This window comes from Kineococcus endophyticus, assembly GCF_040796495.1.
Classification (GTDB): domain Bacteria; phylum Actinomycetota; class Actinomycetes; order Actinomycetales; family Kineococcaceae; genus Kineococcus; species Kineococcus endophyticus.
This window is the reverse complement of sequence record NZ_JBFNQN010000010.1, coordinates 153,349-171,890: the sequence shown is the minus strand read 5'-3', so window position 1 is coordinate 171,890 and position 18,542 is coordinate 153,349. Positions and strand designations below refer to the sequence as shown.

The 18,542-nt window shown below is 75.8% G+C and carries 11 protein-coding genes and 1 pseudogene; 10 read left to right on the top strand and 2 right to left on the bottom strand.

The window, feature by feature from the left end:
• Positions 1–39 precede the first annotated feature (39 nt).
• Positions 40–651 (bottom strand): ANTAR domain-containing protein, encoded by a 612-nt coding sequence (locus AB1207_RS15540; RefSeq protein ID WP_367639290.1) that lies wholly within the window; start codon positions 649–651, stop codon positions 40–42.
• Between the two features lie 265 nt (positions 652–916).
• On the opposite strand from AB1207_RS15540, the pseudogene AB1207_RS15535 reads away from it, so the two are divergent.
• A pseudogene (locus AB1207_RS15535) lies at positions 917–2,112 on the top strand (NAD(P)-dependent malic enzyme).
• Here the strand turns inward: AB1207_RS15535 and AB1207_RS15530 are convergent.
• The gene (locus tag AB1207_RS15530; RefSeq protein WP_367639288.1) at positions 2,096–2,968 is read right to left on the bottom strand and encodes a sugar phosphate isomerase/epimerase family protein; all 873 of its coding nucleotides are present in this window, start codon (positions 2,966–2,968) and stop codon (positions 2,096–2,098) included. The pseudogene AB1207_RS15535 and the gene AB1207_RS15530 overlap by 17 nt on opposite strands.
• A 197-nt stretch (positions 2,969–3,165) precedes the next feature.
• On the opposite strand from AB1207_RS15530, the gene AB1207_RS15525 reads away from it, so the two are divergent.
• The 9 genes from AB1207_RS15525 to AB1207_RS15485 all read left to right on the top strand — a co-directional run bounded on the left by AB1207_RS15525 (position 3,166) and on the right by AB1207_RS15485 (position 18,538).
• On the top strand, positions 3,166–3,561 hold the full coding sequence (locus AB1207_RS15525) for a hypothetical protein (RefSeq protein ID WP_367639287.1): 396 nt from the start codon (positions 3,166–3,168) through the stop codon (positions 3,559–3,561).
• A gap of 37 nt (positions 3,562–3,598) precedes the next feature.
• Positions 3,599–5,563: a sensor domain-containing diguanylate cyclase gene (locus AB1207_RS15520; RefSeq protein ID WP_367639286.1), complete on the top strand. Its 1,965-nt coding sequence runs from the start codon at positions 3,599–3,601 to the stop codon at positions 5,561–5,563.
• A complete protein-coding gene (locus tag AB1207_RS15515; RefSeq protein ID WP_367639285.1) occupies positions 5,560–8,478 on the top strand; it encodes a PAS domain S-box protein in 2,919 nt (972 codons plus the stop codon). Before AB1207_RS15520 ends, AB1207_RS15515 begins: the two co-directional genes overlap by 4 nt.
• Positions 8,479–8,676: 198 nt before the next feature.
• Positions 8,677–10,266: a methyl-accepting chemotaxis protein gene (locus tag AB1207_RS15510; protein ID WP_367639284.1), complete on the top strand. Its 1,590-nt coding sequence runs from the start codon at positions 8,677–8,679 to the stop codon at positions 10,264–10,266.
• Positions 10,267–10,273: 7 nt separating this feature from the next.
• A complete protein-coding gene (locus AB1207_RS15505) occupies positions 10,274–12,025 on the top strand; it encodes a putative bifunctional diguanylate cyclase/phosphodiesterase (protein WP_367639283.1) in 1,752 nt (583 codons plus the stop codon).
• Between the two features lie 20 nt (positions 12,026–12,045).
• Entirely contained in the window at positions 12,046–13,941 is a 1,896-nt protein-coding gene (locus tag AB1207_RS15500; RefSeq protein WP_367639282.1) for a diguanylate cyclase domain-containing protein, read from the top strand.
• Complete coding sequence (locus AB1207_RS15495) at positions 13,938–14,951, top strand: polysaccharide deacetylase family protein (protein WP_367639281.1); 1,014 nt, start codon at positions 13,938–13,940, stop codon at positions 14,949–14,951. The genes AB1207_RS15500 and AB1207_RS15495 overlap by 4 nt, the downstream gene beginning before the upstream one ends.
• A gap of 81 nt (positions 14,952–15,032) precedes the next feature.
• Positions 15,033–17,459 (top strand): SpoIIE family protein phosphatase, encoded by a 2,427-nt coding sequence (locus AB1207_RS15490; protein ID WP_367639280.1) that lies wholly within the window; start codon positions 15,033–15,035, stop codon positions 17,457–17,459.
• Positions 17,456–18,538, top strand: coding sequence for a sensor histidine kinase (locus AB1207_RS15485; RefSeq protein ID WP_367639279.1), 1,083 nt, complete (start codon positions 17,456–17,458; stop codon positions 18,536–18,538). Before AB1207_RS15490 ends, AB1207_RS15485 begins: the two co-directional genes overlap by 4 nt.
• Positions 18,539–18,542 lie beyond the last annotated feature (4 nt).

Below are 18,542 nucleotides of genomic sequence, written 5' to 3'. Positions count from 1 at the left end.
ACGACGGACACCGGCTGTTCGATGTGGCCCCACATCCTGTCATGTTCTAGAGCGTCCGGACCACTCCTGTTCCGCCAGGGCCCGCAGACCCGCGGCGACATCGGCCGGCACCCCGTGACCGTCCCCCACCCGGGAGGCGAGGGCGTCGGCCATGACACGGACCTTGACGTTCGTGTGCTGGGACAGCCGGCTCAGCAGGTCCCAGGCGAGCGTCTCGTCGCAGCCCACGAGCTGCATGACGATGCCGACGGCGTGCTCGATGCGGGGCCGGTTCTCCAGCGCGGTCCGCAGCTGCGCCACCTCCCGCTCCAGCGCGGCCACGCGGTCCGCCTCCCCACCGGCCTCCGCGCGTGGAGGCGTCTGCCGGCGCAGCTCCTGCGCGCGGGCCAGGACGGCGTCGGTGCGTCGCTGCAGGTCGCGGCTGCGCTCGGCGGCGGTGCGGGCCCGGAGGCGGGCGACCGCGAGGTCCTCGGCCAGGGAGCGGACGGCGGGCTCGCGCCCCAACCGCGCCTCGACGCGGTCGGGTTCGACCCAGCCGAGGTCGAGCAGGACGCGCAGGGCCGCCACCGCCTCGTCCCCGTGGGCGTCCGGACCGGCGAGCACCGTCCGCAGGTGGTCGGCCAGCGTGTCCTGCGTGTCCGTGTCCGACATGTCGTCTCCCCTTCGCGGTCGCCGCCGGCTGCACCAGGCGACGCGTGCGCCGCCCGGTGCTTCGAGCCGCGGTGGGCCCGGGGTCCGGGGGCCGTCCGACCACCGTACCCACGTCCGCAGCGCCCCCGCGTGCCCGAGGACCGGTGCGTTCTTCACCCACCGCGGAAGAACCGCGGATCTTCCTTGCACTGCGCCGGGGAGGGCGCGGGCCGGCCGGCCGGCGCCAGGCTGGGGCGACCGCCGCCGGAGCGCCGGCGGTCGAACCCTGCGAGGAGACCGCGTGACCACCACGACGACCCAGCCCAGCGACACCGAGGTCCTGGCCGCCCACGAGGGCGGCAAGCTCGGGACGGCGCTGACGACGCCACCTGCGCGACGCCCGGGGTGTAGGCGATCGACAGGTCGCGGGCGTCGGCCAGCGTGTGCCGCGCGATCGCCGCGGATCCGGCCCTCGTGCGCCGGTACACGTGGACGGACCGGCTGGTGGCGGTCGTCAGCGACGGGACCGCGGTGCTGGGGCTCGGCGACATCGGGCCGCGGGCGTCGCTGCCGGTCATGGAGGGCAAGTCCGCGCTGTTCAAGCAGTTCGGCGGCCTGGACTCGATCCCGCTGGTGCTCGACACCACCGACGTGGACGAGATCGTCGAGACCCTCGTCCGGCTGCGGCCGAGCTTCGGCGCCGTGAACCTGGAGGACGTCTCCGCGCCGCGCTGCTTCGAGCTCGAACGCCGCCTCGTCGAGGCGCTGGACTGCCCTGTGATGCACGACGACCAGCACGGGACGGCCGTCGTCCTGCTCGCCGCCCTGCACGGGGCCTGCGCCGCGACGGGTCGCGACCTGCCGGCCCTGCGCGTCGTCGTGTCCGGGGCGGGTGCGGCGGGGATCGCCTGCGCCCGGTTCCTCGTCGCGGCCGGGGTGCGCGACGTCGTCGTCCTGGACTCGCGCGGCGTCGTGGACGCCGACCGCGGCGGGGAGAAGGCGCTGCCGGCGGCGCAGACGAACCCCCGCGGGGTCCGCGGGGGCCTGGCCGAGGCCCTGGCCGGTGCCGACGTGTTCGTCGGCCTGTCCAGCGCGCAGCTGCCGGAGGGGCTCCTGGCGACGATGGCGCCCGGGCCGTTCGTGTTCGCCCTGTCCAACCCCGACCCCGAGGTCCACCCCGACGTCGCGGCGCGGTACGCCTCGGTCGTCTCGACGGGCCGCAGCGACTTCCCCCACCAGATCAACGACGTGCTGGCGTTCCCGGGGGTGTTCGCCGGGGCGCTGGACGCGGGTGCCCGCCGGATCACCGAGGGGATGAAGCTCGCGGCCGCGGAGGCGATCGCCGCCGTCGCCGCGGACGGCGGCGCGGTGTCGGTCGACCGGATCGTCCCGAGCCCGTTCGACCCCCGGGTGGGCCCGGCGGTCGCGGCGGCCGTCGCGCAGGCGGCGCGCCGCGACCCGCAGGTCAGCGCGGGGCGGTGAGCTCGGTCAACCGCTCGAGCTGGAACCTCGACGTCTCCAGCGCCGTCTCGTCCTCGGCGAACACGTTGGACACGAGGACCGCGTCCTCGCGGTCGAGGAACCCCGTGCCGCGCAACGTGTCGAACAGTTCCTTCCAGTCCACGTCGCCGTCGCCGACCCGCAGGTGCTGGTGGATGCGCGCGGAGTTCCCGGGCGGGTTGCTGATGTAGCGCAGACCGTGCGACCGGCGGTGGTCGAAGGTGTCGGCGGCGTAGACCGCCCCGAGCCGGTCGCCCACCGCCGGCAGCAGCGTCGTGGCCCGGTCCCCGTAGTGGAACGTGTGGGAGGCGACGTAGACCATGCCCACGTGGGAGGAGTTCAGCCCCCGCACGATCCGCCACGCCTCCAGGCCGTCCTCGACGAAGTCGTCCGGGTGGGGGTCGATGTTGAGCGTGAGGCCCTCGCGTTCGAGGACGGGCAGCAGTTCCTCCATGGACTTGTGGAACGCCGCCTCGGAGTCCTCGGCCCGTTCGGGGCGGCCGGAGAACTCGGTGTTGACGACGCGCACGCCGAGGTCGACGGCGATCTGCAGGACCCGGCGGAAGTTCTTCACGGCCGCCTGGCGCTGGAGTTCCTCGGGCCAGGAGATGCGCTGGACCGGCAGCAGGGAGGTGATCCCGACCCCGGCGTCGGCGGCGCGCTTGGCGAAGGCCGCGACGAGCGCGTCGTCGGCCGTGGGGTGGCGGAAGAAGGGCGCCACGTCCGGGTGCGGGGCGAGCTGCAGGTGCTCGAAGCCGGCGCGGGCCACGAGGTCCGGCAGCTCGAGCAGGTCGTGGTCCGGGTGGAACGGCGTGGGGTCGAGGGCGATCTTGACCATGCGGGACGGGCCTCCCTGTCGCGTCGGCAGCGAGGGGCGTCCTCGCCGGGTCCCACCTTACGACCAGATCAGATTGTCTTGACAAACAACCCCGACGTTCGGCGGGTGGCGCTCGCCTGTGCACCCCGGCACACTCGGACCGACGGTCCACGAGCAGCGCCGTCCCCGAGAGCAGCGACGAGAACGAGGAGGAGCCCGTGGACACCGACCCCACCCCTGCCCCCGCGAGCCGGCCACCCGTCCTGCCGCACGTGCTGCGGCTGGACCTGCTGGGCGACGACGAACCCCTGCGCCAGGCGCGGCGCTTCGTGCGCCTGCAGGCCGAGCAGCTCGGTCTGGAGGACGCCGCCGACGACGCGGTCCAGGTCACCGCCGAACTGCTCGGCGGTCTCGGCGCCGGGTCCAGCCCCACCGTCCTGCGCGTGGGGGAGGCCGCCGGCGCGCTCGTCGTCGGCGTGGACGTCCGGTTCGCCGACGGGCGCACGCGGCCGGTGCTGTCCGGCCACACGCGGGACCTGCTGCGGCAGCTGTCGGGCGAGACGGGGTGGTCGCCCACCGACGGCGGCGCCCAGCTGTGGTGCCGCGTGCCCTGACCTCAAGCCCCGGGCCCGTTCCGCCGACAGGGAACGGGTGGACCGGAAGGACTGGATCGCGCTCGCGCAGGCGGACCGGGCCGACGCCGCTCCGAGCACCCGTGAGGCGGCGCGGCTGGCCGCCCTGCGCGACTACCGCCTGCTCGACGCCCCCGCCGACGACGAGCTGACGGCCGTCGTCCGTGCCGCCGCGCTCGTCGCCGGCGTCCCGCACGCGACGCTGAACCTCGTCGACGAGGACCGGCAGTGCCAGCTGACGACCGTGGGGTTCGAGGGTGCCGACTCCGCTCGCGCCGACTCGATGTGCGCGCTGCACTTCGAGGAGGGCCTCCTCGTCCACGTCCCGGACGCCTCCCGGGACCCGCGGTTCGCCCGCAACCCCTGGGTCGACGGCCGGCTCGGCCACGTCCGCACCTACGCCTCCTCGCCGCTGGTCAGCGCCGACGGCCACGCCCTGGGCTCGCTCTGCGTCTTCGACACCGTCCCCGGCCCCGTCGCCGCCGAGCGCCTCGCGGTCCTGCAGGACCTCGCGGGCGTCCTCGTCGCCCTCTTCGAACGGCGCCGGCAGGCCCGTGAGGCCGCCGACCAGGGCCGCCGCGCCGGTGAGGCGCGCGAGCTGGCCGTCCTGGCGATGTCGGAGGCGGAGGCGCGCTGGGAGCAGAGCGAAGCCGTCGCCGAGACCGTCGACGTGGGGCTGGTCGTCGTCGACGGCGAGGGTCACGTGACCTCGCTCAACCGCACGGCCCGGGAGTGGCACGGCGACGCCGCCGTCCACTTCGCCGCCGACGGCACCACCCCGCTCGCCCCGTGCGAGCTGCCGTGGCTGCGTGCGCTGCGCGAGGGGTCGGTCGAGGGCGTCGAACTCGTCCTCGCGACCCCCGACCGGGCACCCCGGACCCTCGTCTGCTCCGGGCGGGCCATGCGCCGCACCGACGGTTCTCCCCTCGGGGCCGTCGTGGCGCTGCACGACGTCACGCAGGCCCGAGACCGGGAGAAGGCGCTGGCCGCGGCGCACGCGGCGCTCGCCGAGCACTCCGCGCGCGTGCAGTCCCTGGCCGACGCCTCGCGGGCGCTGGCCGCGGCGCCGGACCCGCAGCAGGTCGTCTGCCGGCTGGTCCGGGAGCTGACCGGGGCCGACGCCGCCTACCTGCTGTACCCCGTGCCCGGCGACCGCGGGCCCGAGCTGCGCCCGGTCGCCACCGCGGGCCTGCCCGACGTCGACATCGTCTACCCCCTCGACGAACCCTCCCTGGCCGGGTTGACCTTCACGTCGGCGGCCCCCGTGTTCGTCGGTGACGTCAGCACGCACCCGCGCGCCTCCCAGCGGCTCGCGAACCTCACGGGGGTCGCCTCGGGCGCCTGGCACCCCGTCGTGCTGTCGGGCCAGACGTCCGGACAGCGCACCGTCGGGGTGCTCGGCGTGTTCTGGCGCGAGGTCCGCCACGAGCTGCCCGAGCACGTGCTGCCCGTCCTGCAGACCCTGACCGGCGAGGTCGCCCACGCCGCCGAACGCGCCGAACTCCTGCAGCGCCTCGCCGACGCGGCCGAGCGGGACACGCTGACCGGCCTGGCCAACCGCCGCCGCTGGGACGACGTCATCGCCACCGAGGTGGCGCGGGCCGGGCGCACCGGCGCCCCGCTGAGCGTCGCCGTCATCGACCTCGACCACTTCAAGCGCTACAACGACGGCCACGGCCACCTCGGGGGCGACGCGCTCCTGCGCGAGTTCGCCGCCGCCGCCCAGGAGTGCCTGCGCGAGGTCGACGTCATCGCCCGCTGGGGCGGGGAGGAGTTCGTCGTCGCGCTGCCCGGGTGCGCGGCGCCGGACGCCGTCACCGTCGCCGACCGCATCCGTGCCGCGGTCCCCCGCGGGCAGAGCTGCACGATCGGCGTCGCCCAGTGGCGACCGGGCCTGCTCGCCCACGACGTCGTCGCCCGCGCCGACGCGGCCCTCTACGCCGGCAAGGAGCAGGGCCGCGACCGCACGGTGGTGGCCCCGTGAGCGCACCCGCCGTGCTGCGCAGCGCGGCGTTCGCCGTCGTCTTCGCCGTCGCCGTCCTGCTGGGACGGGCGACCGTCATGGACGGCACGAGCCTGAGCCTGGTGTGGCCCGCGGCCGGTGTGGCCGTCGTCTGGTTCGCCGCCCAGCGATCGGCCGGCACGGTCCGCCTGGACCTCGCCCTGCTGTCGGTGACCACCTTCGTCCTCAACGCCGTCACGGGGGCCTCCCCGGCGCTCGCCGTCTGCTTCGTCGGGGCGAACGTGCTGCAGGTCCTCGTGTTCGGTGTCCTCTTCGCGCGCTGGTGCCCGCGGGCGTGGGGTGCGGGCGGGCGGGAACCGCTGACCGGTGTCGGCCAGCTCATGCGGCTGCTGGCCGCGGCGGTGGTGGCCACGGGGGCCGGCGCCCTGCTCGGCCCGACCGCCGTCTGGGCGCTCAGCGGCACGTGGTCCTGGGTGACGACGCTGGTGTGGATGACCCGCAACACCGCGAGCATCCTGCTGCTCGCCTCGGCGGCCTTCCGCGTGGGCTGCCTGCTGAACGCCCGGCGCGCGCGGAGCGGGGCGGCGGGCGGCCACGAGGACGTGGTGGCGCCCGTGCGCCTCCCGCGCGGCTGGCAGCGCGTCGAACTCCTCGCCCTGCCGGTCTGCGCGGCCGGGGCGTACGCGCTCGTGTTCGTCGTCTACGACGGGCTTCCCGTCGCTTTCCCGCTCATCGCCCTCGCCGTCTGGGCCGCGCTGCGCTTCGACACGACCGTCGTCCTCGTCCTCGACGTGGCCCTGGGCGTGGCCGCGGTCGTCCTCACGCTCACCGGGCACGGCCCGTTCGCCCTCATCGCCGACGACGCGACCCGCGCGATCGTCGTCCAGCTCTACGTGAGCATGCTCGCCGTGGTGGGCCTGGCCCTGGCGATGAGCCGGGACGAGCGCGACGTCCTGCTCGCCTCGATGGCGCTCTCGACGGCCGCCAGCGAGCGGCTGGCCGTCGAGGCCGCGGCCCTGCGGGCCGAGGCCGAGGCGCGCGGCGAGCTGACCGCCGCGGTGCTGGAGTCCGTCGACGTCGGGATCGTCGTCGCCGACGAGCGGGGCCGGCTGACGATGTTCAACCGCACCGCCCAGCGCTGGCACGGTCTGGACGCCGACACGGGCCTGGACCCCACCCAGCACGCCGGCCGGTACGACCTCTACGCCGCCGACGGTCGCACCCCGCTGAGCCCCGAGGAGGTGCCGCTGCACCGCGTGCTGCGCGAGGGGTCCGTCGCGGACGCCGAGATCGTCCTCGCCCCGGCCGGGCGACCGGCGATCACGGTGGTGTGCTCGGGACGGCGGATGACGCGACCGGACGGCAGCGCGCTCGGCGCCGTCGTCGTCATGGCCGACGTCAGCGCCGACCGCGCCCTGCGCCGCGACCTCGAGGAGGCCCGCGGCCAGGCCGGCGCGCAGGCCGACCGGCTGCAGGCCGCGTTCGACGCCTCGCTCGTCGGGAACGTCGACCTCACCCTGGAGGGCACGGTCCTGCGGGCCAACCCGGCCGCCGCGGCGATGCTCGGACGCAGCCCGGCCGACCTCGTGGGCAAGCACTGGGCCGTCCACGTCCACCCCGACGACCGGTCCGTCGCCGACCTGGGCCGGGACGTCGCCGGCGACCTGCGCCTCCTGCACCGCGACGGCGGCGTCGTCCACACCCACGTCTCCACGGCCGTCGTCCGGGACGCCGCCGGCCGGGCCCTGCACCTGACGACGCAGGTGCTGGACGTCAGCGACCGCGTCGCCGCGGAGGAGGGCGTCCGCCGCCAGCGCGACGTCTCGACCCGTCTGCTGCAGGCCCTCAGCGACCTCGGGGAGGGCGTCCTCGTCGAGCACGACGACCAGGTCACCTACGCCAACGACGCCCTGGCCCGGCTCACCGGACGGGGCACCGCGAGCCTGCTCGCCCTGCCCTCCTCGCTGCTGCTCGTCCCCGAGGACGAGCAGGCCGCCTGGGCCGCACGGCGCACCTTCGTCCCCGGCCAGGTCCGCGCCGCGCTCCCCTCGGTCACCGCCCTGCGGCACTCCGGCGGGACGACCGTCCCCGTCGAGGTGACCTGCGTCCCCCTGCCCGACGCCGGCGGCCGCGCCACCCTCACGCTCGTGCGGGACCTGTCGCAGCAGCGCCGCGCCCAGGACGCCCTGGCCCGGTCCAACGAGCAGCTGCTGGAGGCGAACCGCCTCAAGGACGACCTCGTGGCCACCCTCAGCCACGACCTGCGGCAGCCGTTGTCGACGACCACCGGTTTCGCCGAACTGCTGCTCGACGACTGGCAGGGGCTGAGCGAGGAGGACCGGCGCGGGCACCTCACCCGCATCCAGAAGGCCGGCCGCTGGGCCAACGACCTCCTCGAGGACATCCTCACGATGGCCCAGCTGGACGCCGGCCCACCGCTCCCGCGGACCGCGCGGCTGCACGTGCCGGCGCTCGTCGCCGACGTCGTCGACCGCCTGGCCGTGCGGGCGGGTTCGGTCGACACGACCGGTGTGCAGGACGTCACGGTGCTCGCCGACCGCGGCCACCTCGAGCAGGTCCTCACCAACCTGGTGGGCAACGCCTTCAAGTACGGCCGGCCGCCGGTGCGGGTGACGGCCCGCCGTCGCGGTGACGACGTGCTCCTGGACGTCGTCGACGCCGGGGAGGGAGTCCCCCCGGAGTTCGTGCCGCACCTGTTCGACCGCTTCGCCCGCGCCACCACCGGGACCGCGGCCGGGCAGAAGGGCACCGGGCTCGGGTTGTTCATCGCCCGGGAACTCGTCAACGCCAACGGCGGCGACCTCGTCTACCAGCCCGCCGGCGGGGGTGGTTCGAGGTTCACGCTGACGCTCAACGCGATCCCGGCGCCGGGTGGGGCCAGGGCGGAACTCAGCGGGGCCGTCGAACTCCCCTGAACGTCCCCCGGGGTTCCGGAACTCCTCCGCGCCGCCGCCTCCTCAGCCTGTCCCCCGTTCCCGCGACGGCCGACGTGCGCAGCGGCCGTGGTCCGGGGCGTCCTCGCCCCACCTCAAGCGCGGGCCCCCGGCTGCCGATGTCTAGAACAGAGCTGAAGCCACCGGGCTCCCCACCCTTCTCCACGGAAAGGCCCGGTCGTGACCGCGCTGCGCAACCTCAACGTCGCCTCCAAGCTCTTCGCCGGCTTCGGCGTCGTCTGCCTCCTCCTCGCCGCCGTCGTCGCCCTCGGCATCTCCCGTCTCGGGACGTCGCAGGAGAACCTGACGACGATGTCGAGCAGCGGCATCGCCTCGGTCGACATCATCGCCGCCGTCAAGTTCGAGTACGCCGCGATGCGGATGGACATCGCCAACGCCGCGCTGGCGCAGAACGCCACCGACGTCGAGAAGCAGCTGCAGCAGCTGGCCGCCGACGACGCGAAGTACGACGAGGCGTGGAAGGCCTACCTGGCCTCCTCCCCCGCCGCGCCGGCCGCCGAGCGCGCCAAGGTCGAGGCGCTGGTCGCGAAGTACCGCGACGCCCGCGGCCAGCTGGTCACCTTCGCCAAGGCCGGGCAGACCGCGCAGTTCATCGCCTACCGCAGCGAGGTCACGACCCCCATCACCAAGGACGCCTTCGCCCAGCTCGACGCCGTCAGCGCGATCGAGAAGAAGGCCGCCCAGGACATGGCTGTGGAGGGGAAGTCCGACTACCACAGCGCCGTGACCCTGCTCCTGCTCATCGGCGCCGTCGCCGTCGCCGTCGCCGTCGTCGTCGCCGTCCTCGTCGCCCGTTCCATCGCCCGTCCGCTGGCCCGCACGCTCACCGTCGTCGAAGGCCTGGCCGAGGGCCGCCTGGACCAGAAGGTCGGCTACGACGCCACCGACGAGGTCGGCCGCCTGGCCACCGCCCTGGACGCCACCGTCGACCGCTTGGCCACCACCCTGCGCCGCATCTCCGCCTCGGCCACCACCCTGGCCGGCGCCTCCGGGGAACTGACCACCGTCGCGACCCAGCTGTCGGCCTCCGCCGAGGAGTCCTCCACCCAGGCCCAGGTCGTCTCCGCGGCCACCGAGCAGATCAGCGCGAACATCGGCACCGTCGCCGCGGCCGGCGAGGAGATGACCTCGGCCATCCGCGAGATCGCGACCTCCACGGCCGACGCGAGTTCCACGGCCGCCAGCGCCGTGAGCGCGGCGACCAACGCCGGGGAGACCCTCGACCGCCTCGCCACCTCCAGCCGCGAGATCGGCGACGTCGTCAAGCTCATCACCTCCATCGCCGAGCAGACGAACCTCCTGGCGCTCAACGCGACCATCGAGGCCGCCCGCGCCGGGGACGCCGGCAAGGGGTTCGCCGTCGTGGCCGGGGAGGTCAAGGAACTGGCCGGGCAGACCGCCCGCGCCACCGAGCAGATCGTCGCCCGCATCGGTTCCACGCAGACCGACGCCGCCGACGCCGCCGCGGCGATCACCGAGATCACCGAGGTCATCGCCCGCATCGACGGCCTGCAGGCCACCATCGCCGCGGCGGTCGAAGAGCAGTCGGCCACCACCAGCGAGATGGTCCGCAACGTCACCGAGGTCTCCACCGGCTCCCAGGAGATCGCGCTGAACATCTCGGGCATCGCGGCCGCCGCGGGTGAGGCCACCACCGGCGCCACCCGCACCGCCGCGACCGCCGCTGAGGTCTCCACCGCGGCCGCCGAGCTCGACACCCTCGTCGGCAGCTTCACCCTCCCCCGCTGAGGTGACCGTGCGCGCCTGGACCACCCCCGCCCTGGCCACCCCACGGGTCATGGCGCTGACGGCCGGGGCGTTCTACGCCGCCGGCGGGACCGCCGCCCTCGCGGTGGTCCTGTCGGCGACGTTCCCGGCCCCGGGGCGGCGCTCGGCCCTCCTGGCTCTGGCGGTCACCGCCCTGGTCTGCGGGGCGGGGCTGCTGCGGTGGGGGCGGCGGCTGAGGCGCTCCGCGTTCCACGTCGTCGTCGGGGCCGGGACGCTGCTCATCACGGGGGCGGTCCCGCTGGCCCCGACGACCGCGTCGGCGGTGGCGCTGGCCGCCGTCTACGCCTTCGTGGCGATCGACGTCGTCTTCTTCTTCGCGACCCGGCCGGCGGCGGCCCACCTCACCGCCCTGCTGCTGGCCGCCACGGTCGCGCTGCGCGGCCGCGAGGGCGTCACGCCCGGCGTGGCCGTGGCGCTCGCCGTCGTCTGCCTCGTCGTCACCGCGGCCGTCGGCCTGCTCGTGCGCCGGGCCTCCGACGCGCACCGCGACGCCCTCACGGGTCTGCGGAACCGTCGAGGCTTCGACGCGGCGCTGGACGCCGTCCTGCCCGTCACCCGGGACGGCGACCTGGGGCTCGCGCTGCTCGACGTCGACCACTTCAAGGCCGTCAACGACCGGCAGGGCCACGCCGCGGGCGATGCGCTGCTGGAGGACTTCGCCGACGTGCTGCGCCGCGAGCTCCCCGCCCACGCCGTCGTCGCCCGCTTCGGCGGGGACGAGTTCGCCGTGCTGCTGCCGGGCCGGACCGGGACCGCGGCGCTGGAGCTGCTCGACAGCGTGCGGGCGCACACCGCGGTCGGCTGGTCGGCCGGGGTGGCGGGGCGGGTCTCCGGGGAGTCGGGGACGGACCTGCTGCGCCGCGCGGACGCCGCCCTCTACGCCGCCAAGCTCGCCGGACGCGGTCGGTGCCGCCTCGACGACGGCGACTCCCTCGAGCTGGCCGCCGACCTCGAGCGGGCCCTGGCGGCCGGCGACGTGGAGGCCTGGCTGCAGCCGGTCGTCGAACCGGCCACCGGCCGGGTCGTGGGAGCCGAGGCCCTCGCGCGCTGGACCCACCCCTCCCGCGGCCCGGTCCGTCCCGACGAGTTCGTGGCCGTCGCGGAGACCACGGGTCTCGTCGTCCCGCTCGGTGCGGCGGTCCTGGCCGCCGCGTGCCGGGGCGCGCACCTGCTGGCCGCAGCCCACGGACCGGACCTGCTCCTGACCGTCAACGTCTCGGGCCGCGAGATCGTCGCCGACGGCTGGGTCGAGCGGACGGTGGCCACCGTGCGCGAGGAGGGCTGGCCCCTGGACCAGTTCGTCGTCGAGGTCACCGAGAGCGTCGTCGACGCCTCCTCCCCCGCGGCGCTGGACGCCCTGCGCCGGCTGCGGGCGACGGGTGCCGCCGTGGCCATCGACGACTTCGGGACGGGCTGGTCCTCGTTCAGCCGCCTCGACACCCTGCCCGCCGACTACCTCAAGCTCGACCACGCGTTCACGGCCGCGATCACGACGTCCCAGCGGCGGACCGCACTGCTGCAGGCGCTGCTGTCGCTGTCGAGCAGCCTCGGTCTGCTCGTCGTCGCCGAGGGGGTGGAGACGCCCGAGCAGGCCGACCTGCTCGCCGAGCTCGGGTGCCCGCTGGCGCAGGGGTACCTCTTCGCCCGGCCCGCCCCCGCCGCCGACCTGGCCGCCGCTGCTCAAGCCGGGGCCGCCGCGTGCCGAACCGAACGCGTGTGAGGACCGGTGAGGTGGACCCCGTGGGCGGCCCTGTGGGCGACCCCGAGGTGACGGCCGTCGCCCGGGTCGCCGCGGAACTGACGGGGATGGCCGTCGCGTGCGTCACCGTCCTGGACGGCGACGACCTCCTGCGGGTCGCCTCGACCGGGGACGGGCCCCTGCGCCCGACGTGGGAGCGGCTGGCGCTGGTCGACACCCCGTGCGAGCTGACCGTCACCTCCGCCCGGTCCGTCCACGTCGCCAACGCCGCGGCCGACCCGGTGCTGCGCAGGAGTCCCCTCGTGGACGGCCGGCTGGCCGCGGTCCGCGGCTACGCCTCCGTGCCGCTCACCGCGGCCGACGGCCGGGTCCTCGGGACGTTGTGCACGATGGACGAGGCCCCGCGGACGCTCACCGCGGCCCGGCTGGGCGCTCTGGAGGACCTGGGCGCGGTCGTCGTGGCCCTCCTGGCCCGGCGCCGCGACGCGCTGCGCAGCGCCCGCCAGGGTGAGCTGACCCGGGCCGTCCTGGCCTCCGTGGAGGTGGCCATCGTCGTGGCCGACCCGGCCGGCCACCTGGTGATGTTCAACGACACGGCGCGCCGCTGGTTCGGCGACGCCGACCCGGCGCTGGGCCCGGACGCGCACGCGGAGCGCTACGGCCTGTACGGCCCGGACGGTCGCACCCTGCTGACCGGCGCGCAGACCCCGTTGCTGCGCGTGCTCGCGGAGGGGTCCGTGGACGCCGTCGACCTGCTGGTGCGCACCGCGTCCGGCGACGAGCGCCGGGTCCGGTGCACGGGCCGGCGGATGCTCGCCGACTCCGGTGAGCTCCTCGGCGCCGTCGTGGCCCTGCAGGACGTCACGGCCGACCGGGAGCACCAGGACTCGCTGCAGGCCGCGCACGAGGAACTGGCCCGGTACGCGGGACAGATGCGGGCGCTGGCCCGCGCCTCGCGCACCGTCGCCACCGCCGACGACCCCCGCACCGCCGTCTGCGAGGCGGTCCGCGACCTCACCGCGGCCGACGCCGTCTACCTGCTGCAGACGAGGACGGGACCCGACGGCGAGCGCCTCGTCGCGACGGCCAGCGTGGGCATCGAGGACGACTCCTTCCTCGTGCTGGACCCCGCCACCGAGCGGGCGCTGCCGCTGACCGTGCTGGCCGGCGGGCAGCAGCTGTTCGTCGCCGACGTGCCGTCCCACCCCGACGCCAACCGTCGCCTGCTCACGGGCACGCGCACGCAGTCCGGTGTGTGGCAGCCGGTCCTGGGCGCCGACGGCCGTCCCGTCGGGGTCCTCGGCGTCGTCTGGCAGCGTCGCGTCGAGGCCCTCCCCGGGCCCCTGGCCTCGATGGTGCAGACGCTGGCCGGGGAGGCCGCGCACACCCTGGCCCGCACGGCGCTGCTCGAGCAGCTCGTCGTGGCCGTCGAGCGGGACCCCCTCACCGGCGTCGGCAACCGCCGCCACTTCGACCGTGTTGTCGCCCACGAGGTGGCCGTCGCCGAGCGCACGGGTGCCCCGCTGACGTTCGCCCTCGTCGACCTCGACCACTTCAAGCGCTACAACGACGCCTACGGCCACCTCATCGGCGACGACCTGCTGCGCGACTTCGCACGGGTCGCGGGCGAGCAGCTGCGGCCCGGCGACTCGATCAGCCGCTGGGGCGGGGAGGAGTTCGCCCTCGTCCTGCCCGGCTGCACCGCGGCCGCGGCGGCCGAGGTCGCCGACCGCATCCGGGCCGCCGTGCCGCACGCCCAGACGGCCACGGTGGGGGTGGCGCAGTGGACGCCCGGGGCGAGCGCGGCCGCGGTCCTCGGGCACTGCGACGAGGCGCTCTACCGCGGCAAGGGCCTGGGGCGGGACCGGACCGTCGTGCGGGGCCAGGTGCGGGACCAGGTGCGGGACCAGGTGCCCGCGGCTAGAACGGGGGCGTGACCTCCGGCGACGACCAGCGCCCGTCCTACCTGCGGGCCGCGCAGGCCGTCGCCGCCGAGGACGAGGAGCGCGCCGGCGTCGCCACCTACCTGCGGGTCGACCCGGGCTCCCGCTCCCCCGAACCCCAGCACGGTGAGCCGGCGCTCGCCGCCCGCGTCCGCGAGGTGTGGGACGTCCTGACCGCCGCCGACGCCGACGTCACCGTGCAGGACGTGCTCGCCGTGCTCGGCGACCTCGAGCTGCGACCGGAACCGGCCCGCGCACCGGCGCAGCCGCCCCGCGCCCTGTCGGCCTGGCGCCCGCCCGGGAGCGTCGTGCCGCCACGGGCCGTGCGGGACGCGGAGGTGGGCCGGGTCGCCGACGCGTTCGTCGCCGGCCGTCTGCTGCGGGTCGTGAACTACCACGACACCCCCGTCTCCCGGGCCGAGGAGTTCCGTCGCGACCTGCACTGGTACGCCGAGCGCTTCACCCCCGTGCGGGCCGCGGACGTGCACGCCTTCTGCGCCACCGGCCGCTGGCCCGACGCCTCGCGGCCGGGGATCGTGCCCGCGTTCTACGACGGGTTCGCGAGCGCCGTGCAGGTCGCCCTCCCCGCCCTGGAGGAGGTCGGTCTCGTGGGCTGGTTCTACCCGCCGACCGACTTCCTCGACGTCCCGCCGGACCGGCAGCGGGACTTCGCCCGCGCCCACGAGTACGGCGTGCTCGAGCACCCGGCCGGCCGGCTGGCGATGACGTGGGAGGAGCTGACGGAGCTGTCGACCCGCCACGAGGTGTGCGCGCACAGCGCGACGCACGCGGCGTCGGCGACCGTGGACTCCCCCGAGCGGGTGGTGTCGGAGGTGCTCGAACCGGTGCGTCGCCTGACGGCCGCGATCGGCCGGGCGCCGGCGTCGTGGGCGTGGCTCGGGGGGACCGACCACGACCCGCGACGGCCCGGTGACGCCGCGTTGACCGGTACCGGGGTCCGGTTGTGGACGTCCAACACGGCGTTGTGCCGCCTGCACGCCTGATCGTCGGCGATACTCGGTGCGCTCGAGGCGAGGGCGACCGGAAGCGCAGGCACCCGATCCAGGACGCAGGTGGACACTCACGTGGGCTCGCGATCCCCCGAGGACCCCGAGGCGGCAGCGGCCGCCCAGTTCGACTCGCTGCTCGAGGGCGCCCCGCTCGGCATCGGCGTGTTCGACCTCGACCTGCGGCACGTCCGTGTCAACACGGTGCTCGCGGAGATGAACGGGCGGCCCGTGGCCGAGCTCGTCGGCCGCACGCCCAGCGAGGTCAACGGGGAGACCGGTGCGCGCGCCGAGGAGCTCTACCGCCGGGTGATCGCCGAGGGCGTCCCCATGCGGGACGTCCGGTTGTCCGGCGAGGTCAGCGCGCGACCGGGGCGGCCTCGGCACTGGTCGCTGTCCTTCCACCCGGTGCACCGCCCGGGCTCGGACACCGAGGTCACGGGTCTGTGCGTGATCGTCGACGACGTCACGGCGGAGGAGGAGCTGGCGCGCTCCCTGGAGGAGACCCGCGCCAGGGTCGAGCAGATCACCGAGTCCATGGCGGCGGGCTACCTCGTCCTCGACACGAGCGACGAGCGGTGGCCCATCACCTACACCAACACCCAGGCCGAGGTCGCGCTCGGCCTGACGCGCCGTGAGCTCCTCGGGGCCTCGCTCTGGGAGCTGTTCCCGGCGACGGTCGGGACGGCCTTCGAGGCCGGGTACCGCCGCGCCCTCGACGGGGGCGGGCCGTTCGTCTTCGACGCCTACTACCCCCCGCCGCTGGACGCCTGGTACGAGGTCCGCGCGGTCCCCGAGGGGACGTCCCTGGCGCTGTACTTCCTCGACGTCAGCGACCGGGTCGAGGCGCAGCGGGCCGCGGAGACGGCGGCCGAGCGGGCCCAGCTGCTCGCCCGGGTCAGCGAGGAGCTGAGCGCCCACCGCGACCCCGACCACGCGCTCCGGCTCGTGCCCGGGCTGCTCGTGCCCACCGTGGCCGACTGGTGCGTCGTCACGGTGCTGGAGGAGTCCGAGCGGGCCGACAGCGCGGTGGGTGCCCTCGCGCGGGCCGTCCGCGGCGGCGACCTGCAGGCCGCCGACGCCGAGGCGGTGGACCTCGTGCTGGAGCACCTCGACGACCTCGCGGCCCGGCACGCCGACCCCGTGCGCGACGAGCTCGTGCAGACGTACTCGCGCCACCGCCTGCAGGCCTACCGCGGCCACGCGCGCGCCGCCGCGGACGGGCACGAGCCCGTCGCCCCACCGTTCCTCGTCCGCGCCCTGGTCTCCGGTGCGGCACAGGTCGTCGAGAGCGGGACCACCGGCAGCGTGCAGGCCACGATGCTGCCCGGACCGGCCGCCGAGGCGCTGGAGCGGTTGCGGCCCCGCACGGCCGTCGCCGTGGCCGTCCGCGCCCGGGGACGCGTCCTCGGCGTGCTCAGCCTGTGCTGGGACGGCTCCTGCTCCACCGCACCTGCCTCGGTCCACCCCCGCACCGCCGCCAGCCCCGTCGACGAGCTCGGCGCCGATCCCCGGGTCACGGGCACGGCCCGGCGCCCCGCCGGACCCGGCGCCGACGTGCTGACGTTCGTGCAGACGGTGGCCGACCGCGTCGGCGCCGCGATCGACGAGGCCCGGCTCGTCCGGGCTCAGGTGCAGATCGCCGAGACGCTGCAGCGCGCGCTGCTCACCGAACCGCCGCAGCCGGACCACGCCCACGTGGTGACCCGCTACCTGCCGGCGGCGGAGGCCGCTCAGGTGGGCGGCGACTGGTACGACGCCTTCCTGCAGGAGGACGGCGCCAGCGTCCTGGTCATCGGGGACGTCCTGGGCCACGACCGGACCTCGACCGCCGCCATGGGTCAGGTGCGGACCCTGGTGCGCGCAGCCGCTGTCATGGCGGGCCACGGGACCGGGCGGGGCCCGGCCGAGGTGCTGACCGCCACGGACGCGGCCCTGCGCACGCTGCGGGTCGGCACGATCGCGACCTCCGTCGTGGCCCGTCTGGAGCAGGACGAGGACCTGACCCGCCGGGGACTGACCCGGCTGCGCTGGTCCACGGCGGGTCACCCGCCACCGGTCCTGGTGTCCCGGTCCGGTGTGCCCCGCCTGCTGGACGGCCCGGGCCAGCGCGACCTCCTCCTGGGCGTCGACCCCGACCTCCGGCGACACGAGTCCACCGTGGACGTCGAACGCGGCAGCACCCTGCTCCTGTACACCGACGGCCTCGTCGAACGCCGGGGAGAGTCCCTGCAGGTCGGCCTGGACCGTCTGCTCGAGGCGGTGGGCGCAGCCGTTGCACGCGAACCGCGCGACGAGGACGGGTACCCGCTGGACGTCGACGCCACGTGCGACGCGGTGCTGCGCGACCTCCTGCCGGAGCACCCCGGCGACGACGTCGCGCTGGTCGCCATCCGCCTGCACCGCCAGGACCGGCCCCGCCCCGCGAGCGCCGGTCCGCGCCGGCTCCCGCCGGACGTGCCCGGCGAACCCGACGTGCTCCCGGCCGCGGGGACGGCGACGTGACCACCGGGACGCACGGCCGGACGAGCGGCCGGACCGTCCTCGTCGAGGCGGGCCTGGTGGTGCTGGCCGTCGTCGACGCGCTCATCGGCCTGCCCTACTCCTCCACGGGCGCCCTCGTCTCCGCCCTGCTGGCCGCCGCGGTCCTGCCGCTGCGCCGCCGCCTGCCCTGGGTGTGCGCCGTCGTCGTGGCGGTGGGCCTGTTCTGGGGCTACGCGCTGCTGGCGGCGATGGTGGTCGTGTTCTCGCTGGCCGTCGTCACCGGGGCCCGGCGACGCATCGGTGTCGTCGCGGCGCTCAGCGTGTTCGTCGGGAACCTCGTGGCGACGGAACTGCCGCAGGACCTCGACGACTGGGTCAGCGCCGTCCTCTACGGGTTGATCTTCGCGACCGCCCCGTGGGCCCTGGGGGAGCTCGTCGTCACCCGCCGCGAGCTGTCGCGGCGGCTGGCCGAGATCGACGAGCGCGCCGCCCGGGAGGCGCTGGAACGCGAGCGGGCCGTGCTGGCCCGCGAGATGCACGACGTGGTCTCCCACCAGGTGAGCCTCATCGCGGTGCAGGCCGGTGCGCTGCAGGTGACCTCGACGGACGACCCGACGCGCTCGGCGGCCCGGACGATCCGCGAGCTCAGCGTCCGGACCCTCGACGAGCTGCGGTCGATGGTCGAGGTCCTGCGCACGGCCGGGGGGTGCGTGCGCGAGGACGCCCCCCAGCCCGGGGTGCGCGACCTCGACGGGCTGACCGCCGGGTGCGGGCTCGCGGTCCGCAGCTCGCTGCAGGTCCCCGACGACCTCCCGGCGCCGGTGCAGCGCGCCGTGTTCCGCGCCGTCCAGGAGGGGCTGACGAACGTCCGCAAGCACGCCCCCGGCGCGCAGGTCGCCGTCGTCGTGGCCCACGACGGGGAGCGGACGCGGGTGGAGGTCCGCAACGGCCCCGCGACCGAACCCGCCCAGGAGCTGCCCAGCGCCCGGCACGGGTTGCTCGGTCTGCGCGAGCGGGCGGCCCTGCTCGACGGGCAGGTCGACGCCGCTCCGACGCAGGACGGCGGGTTCGCCCTCGTCGTGACGATCCCCGACCCCTGACCCG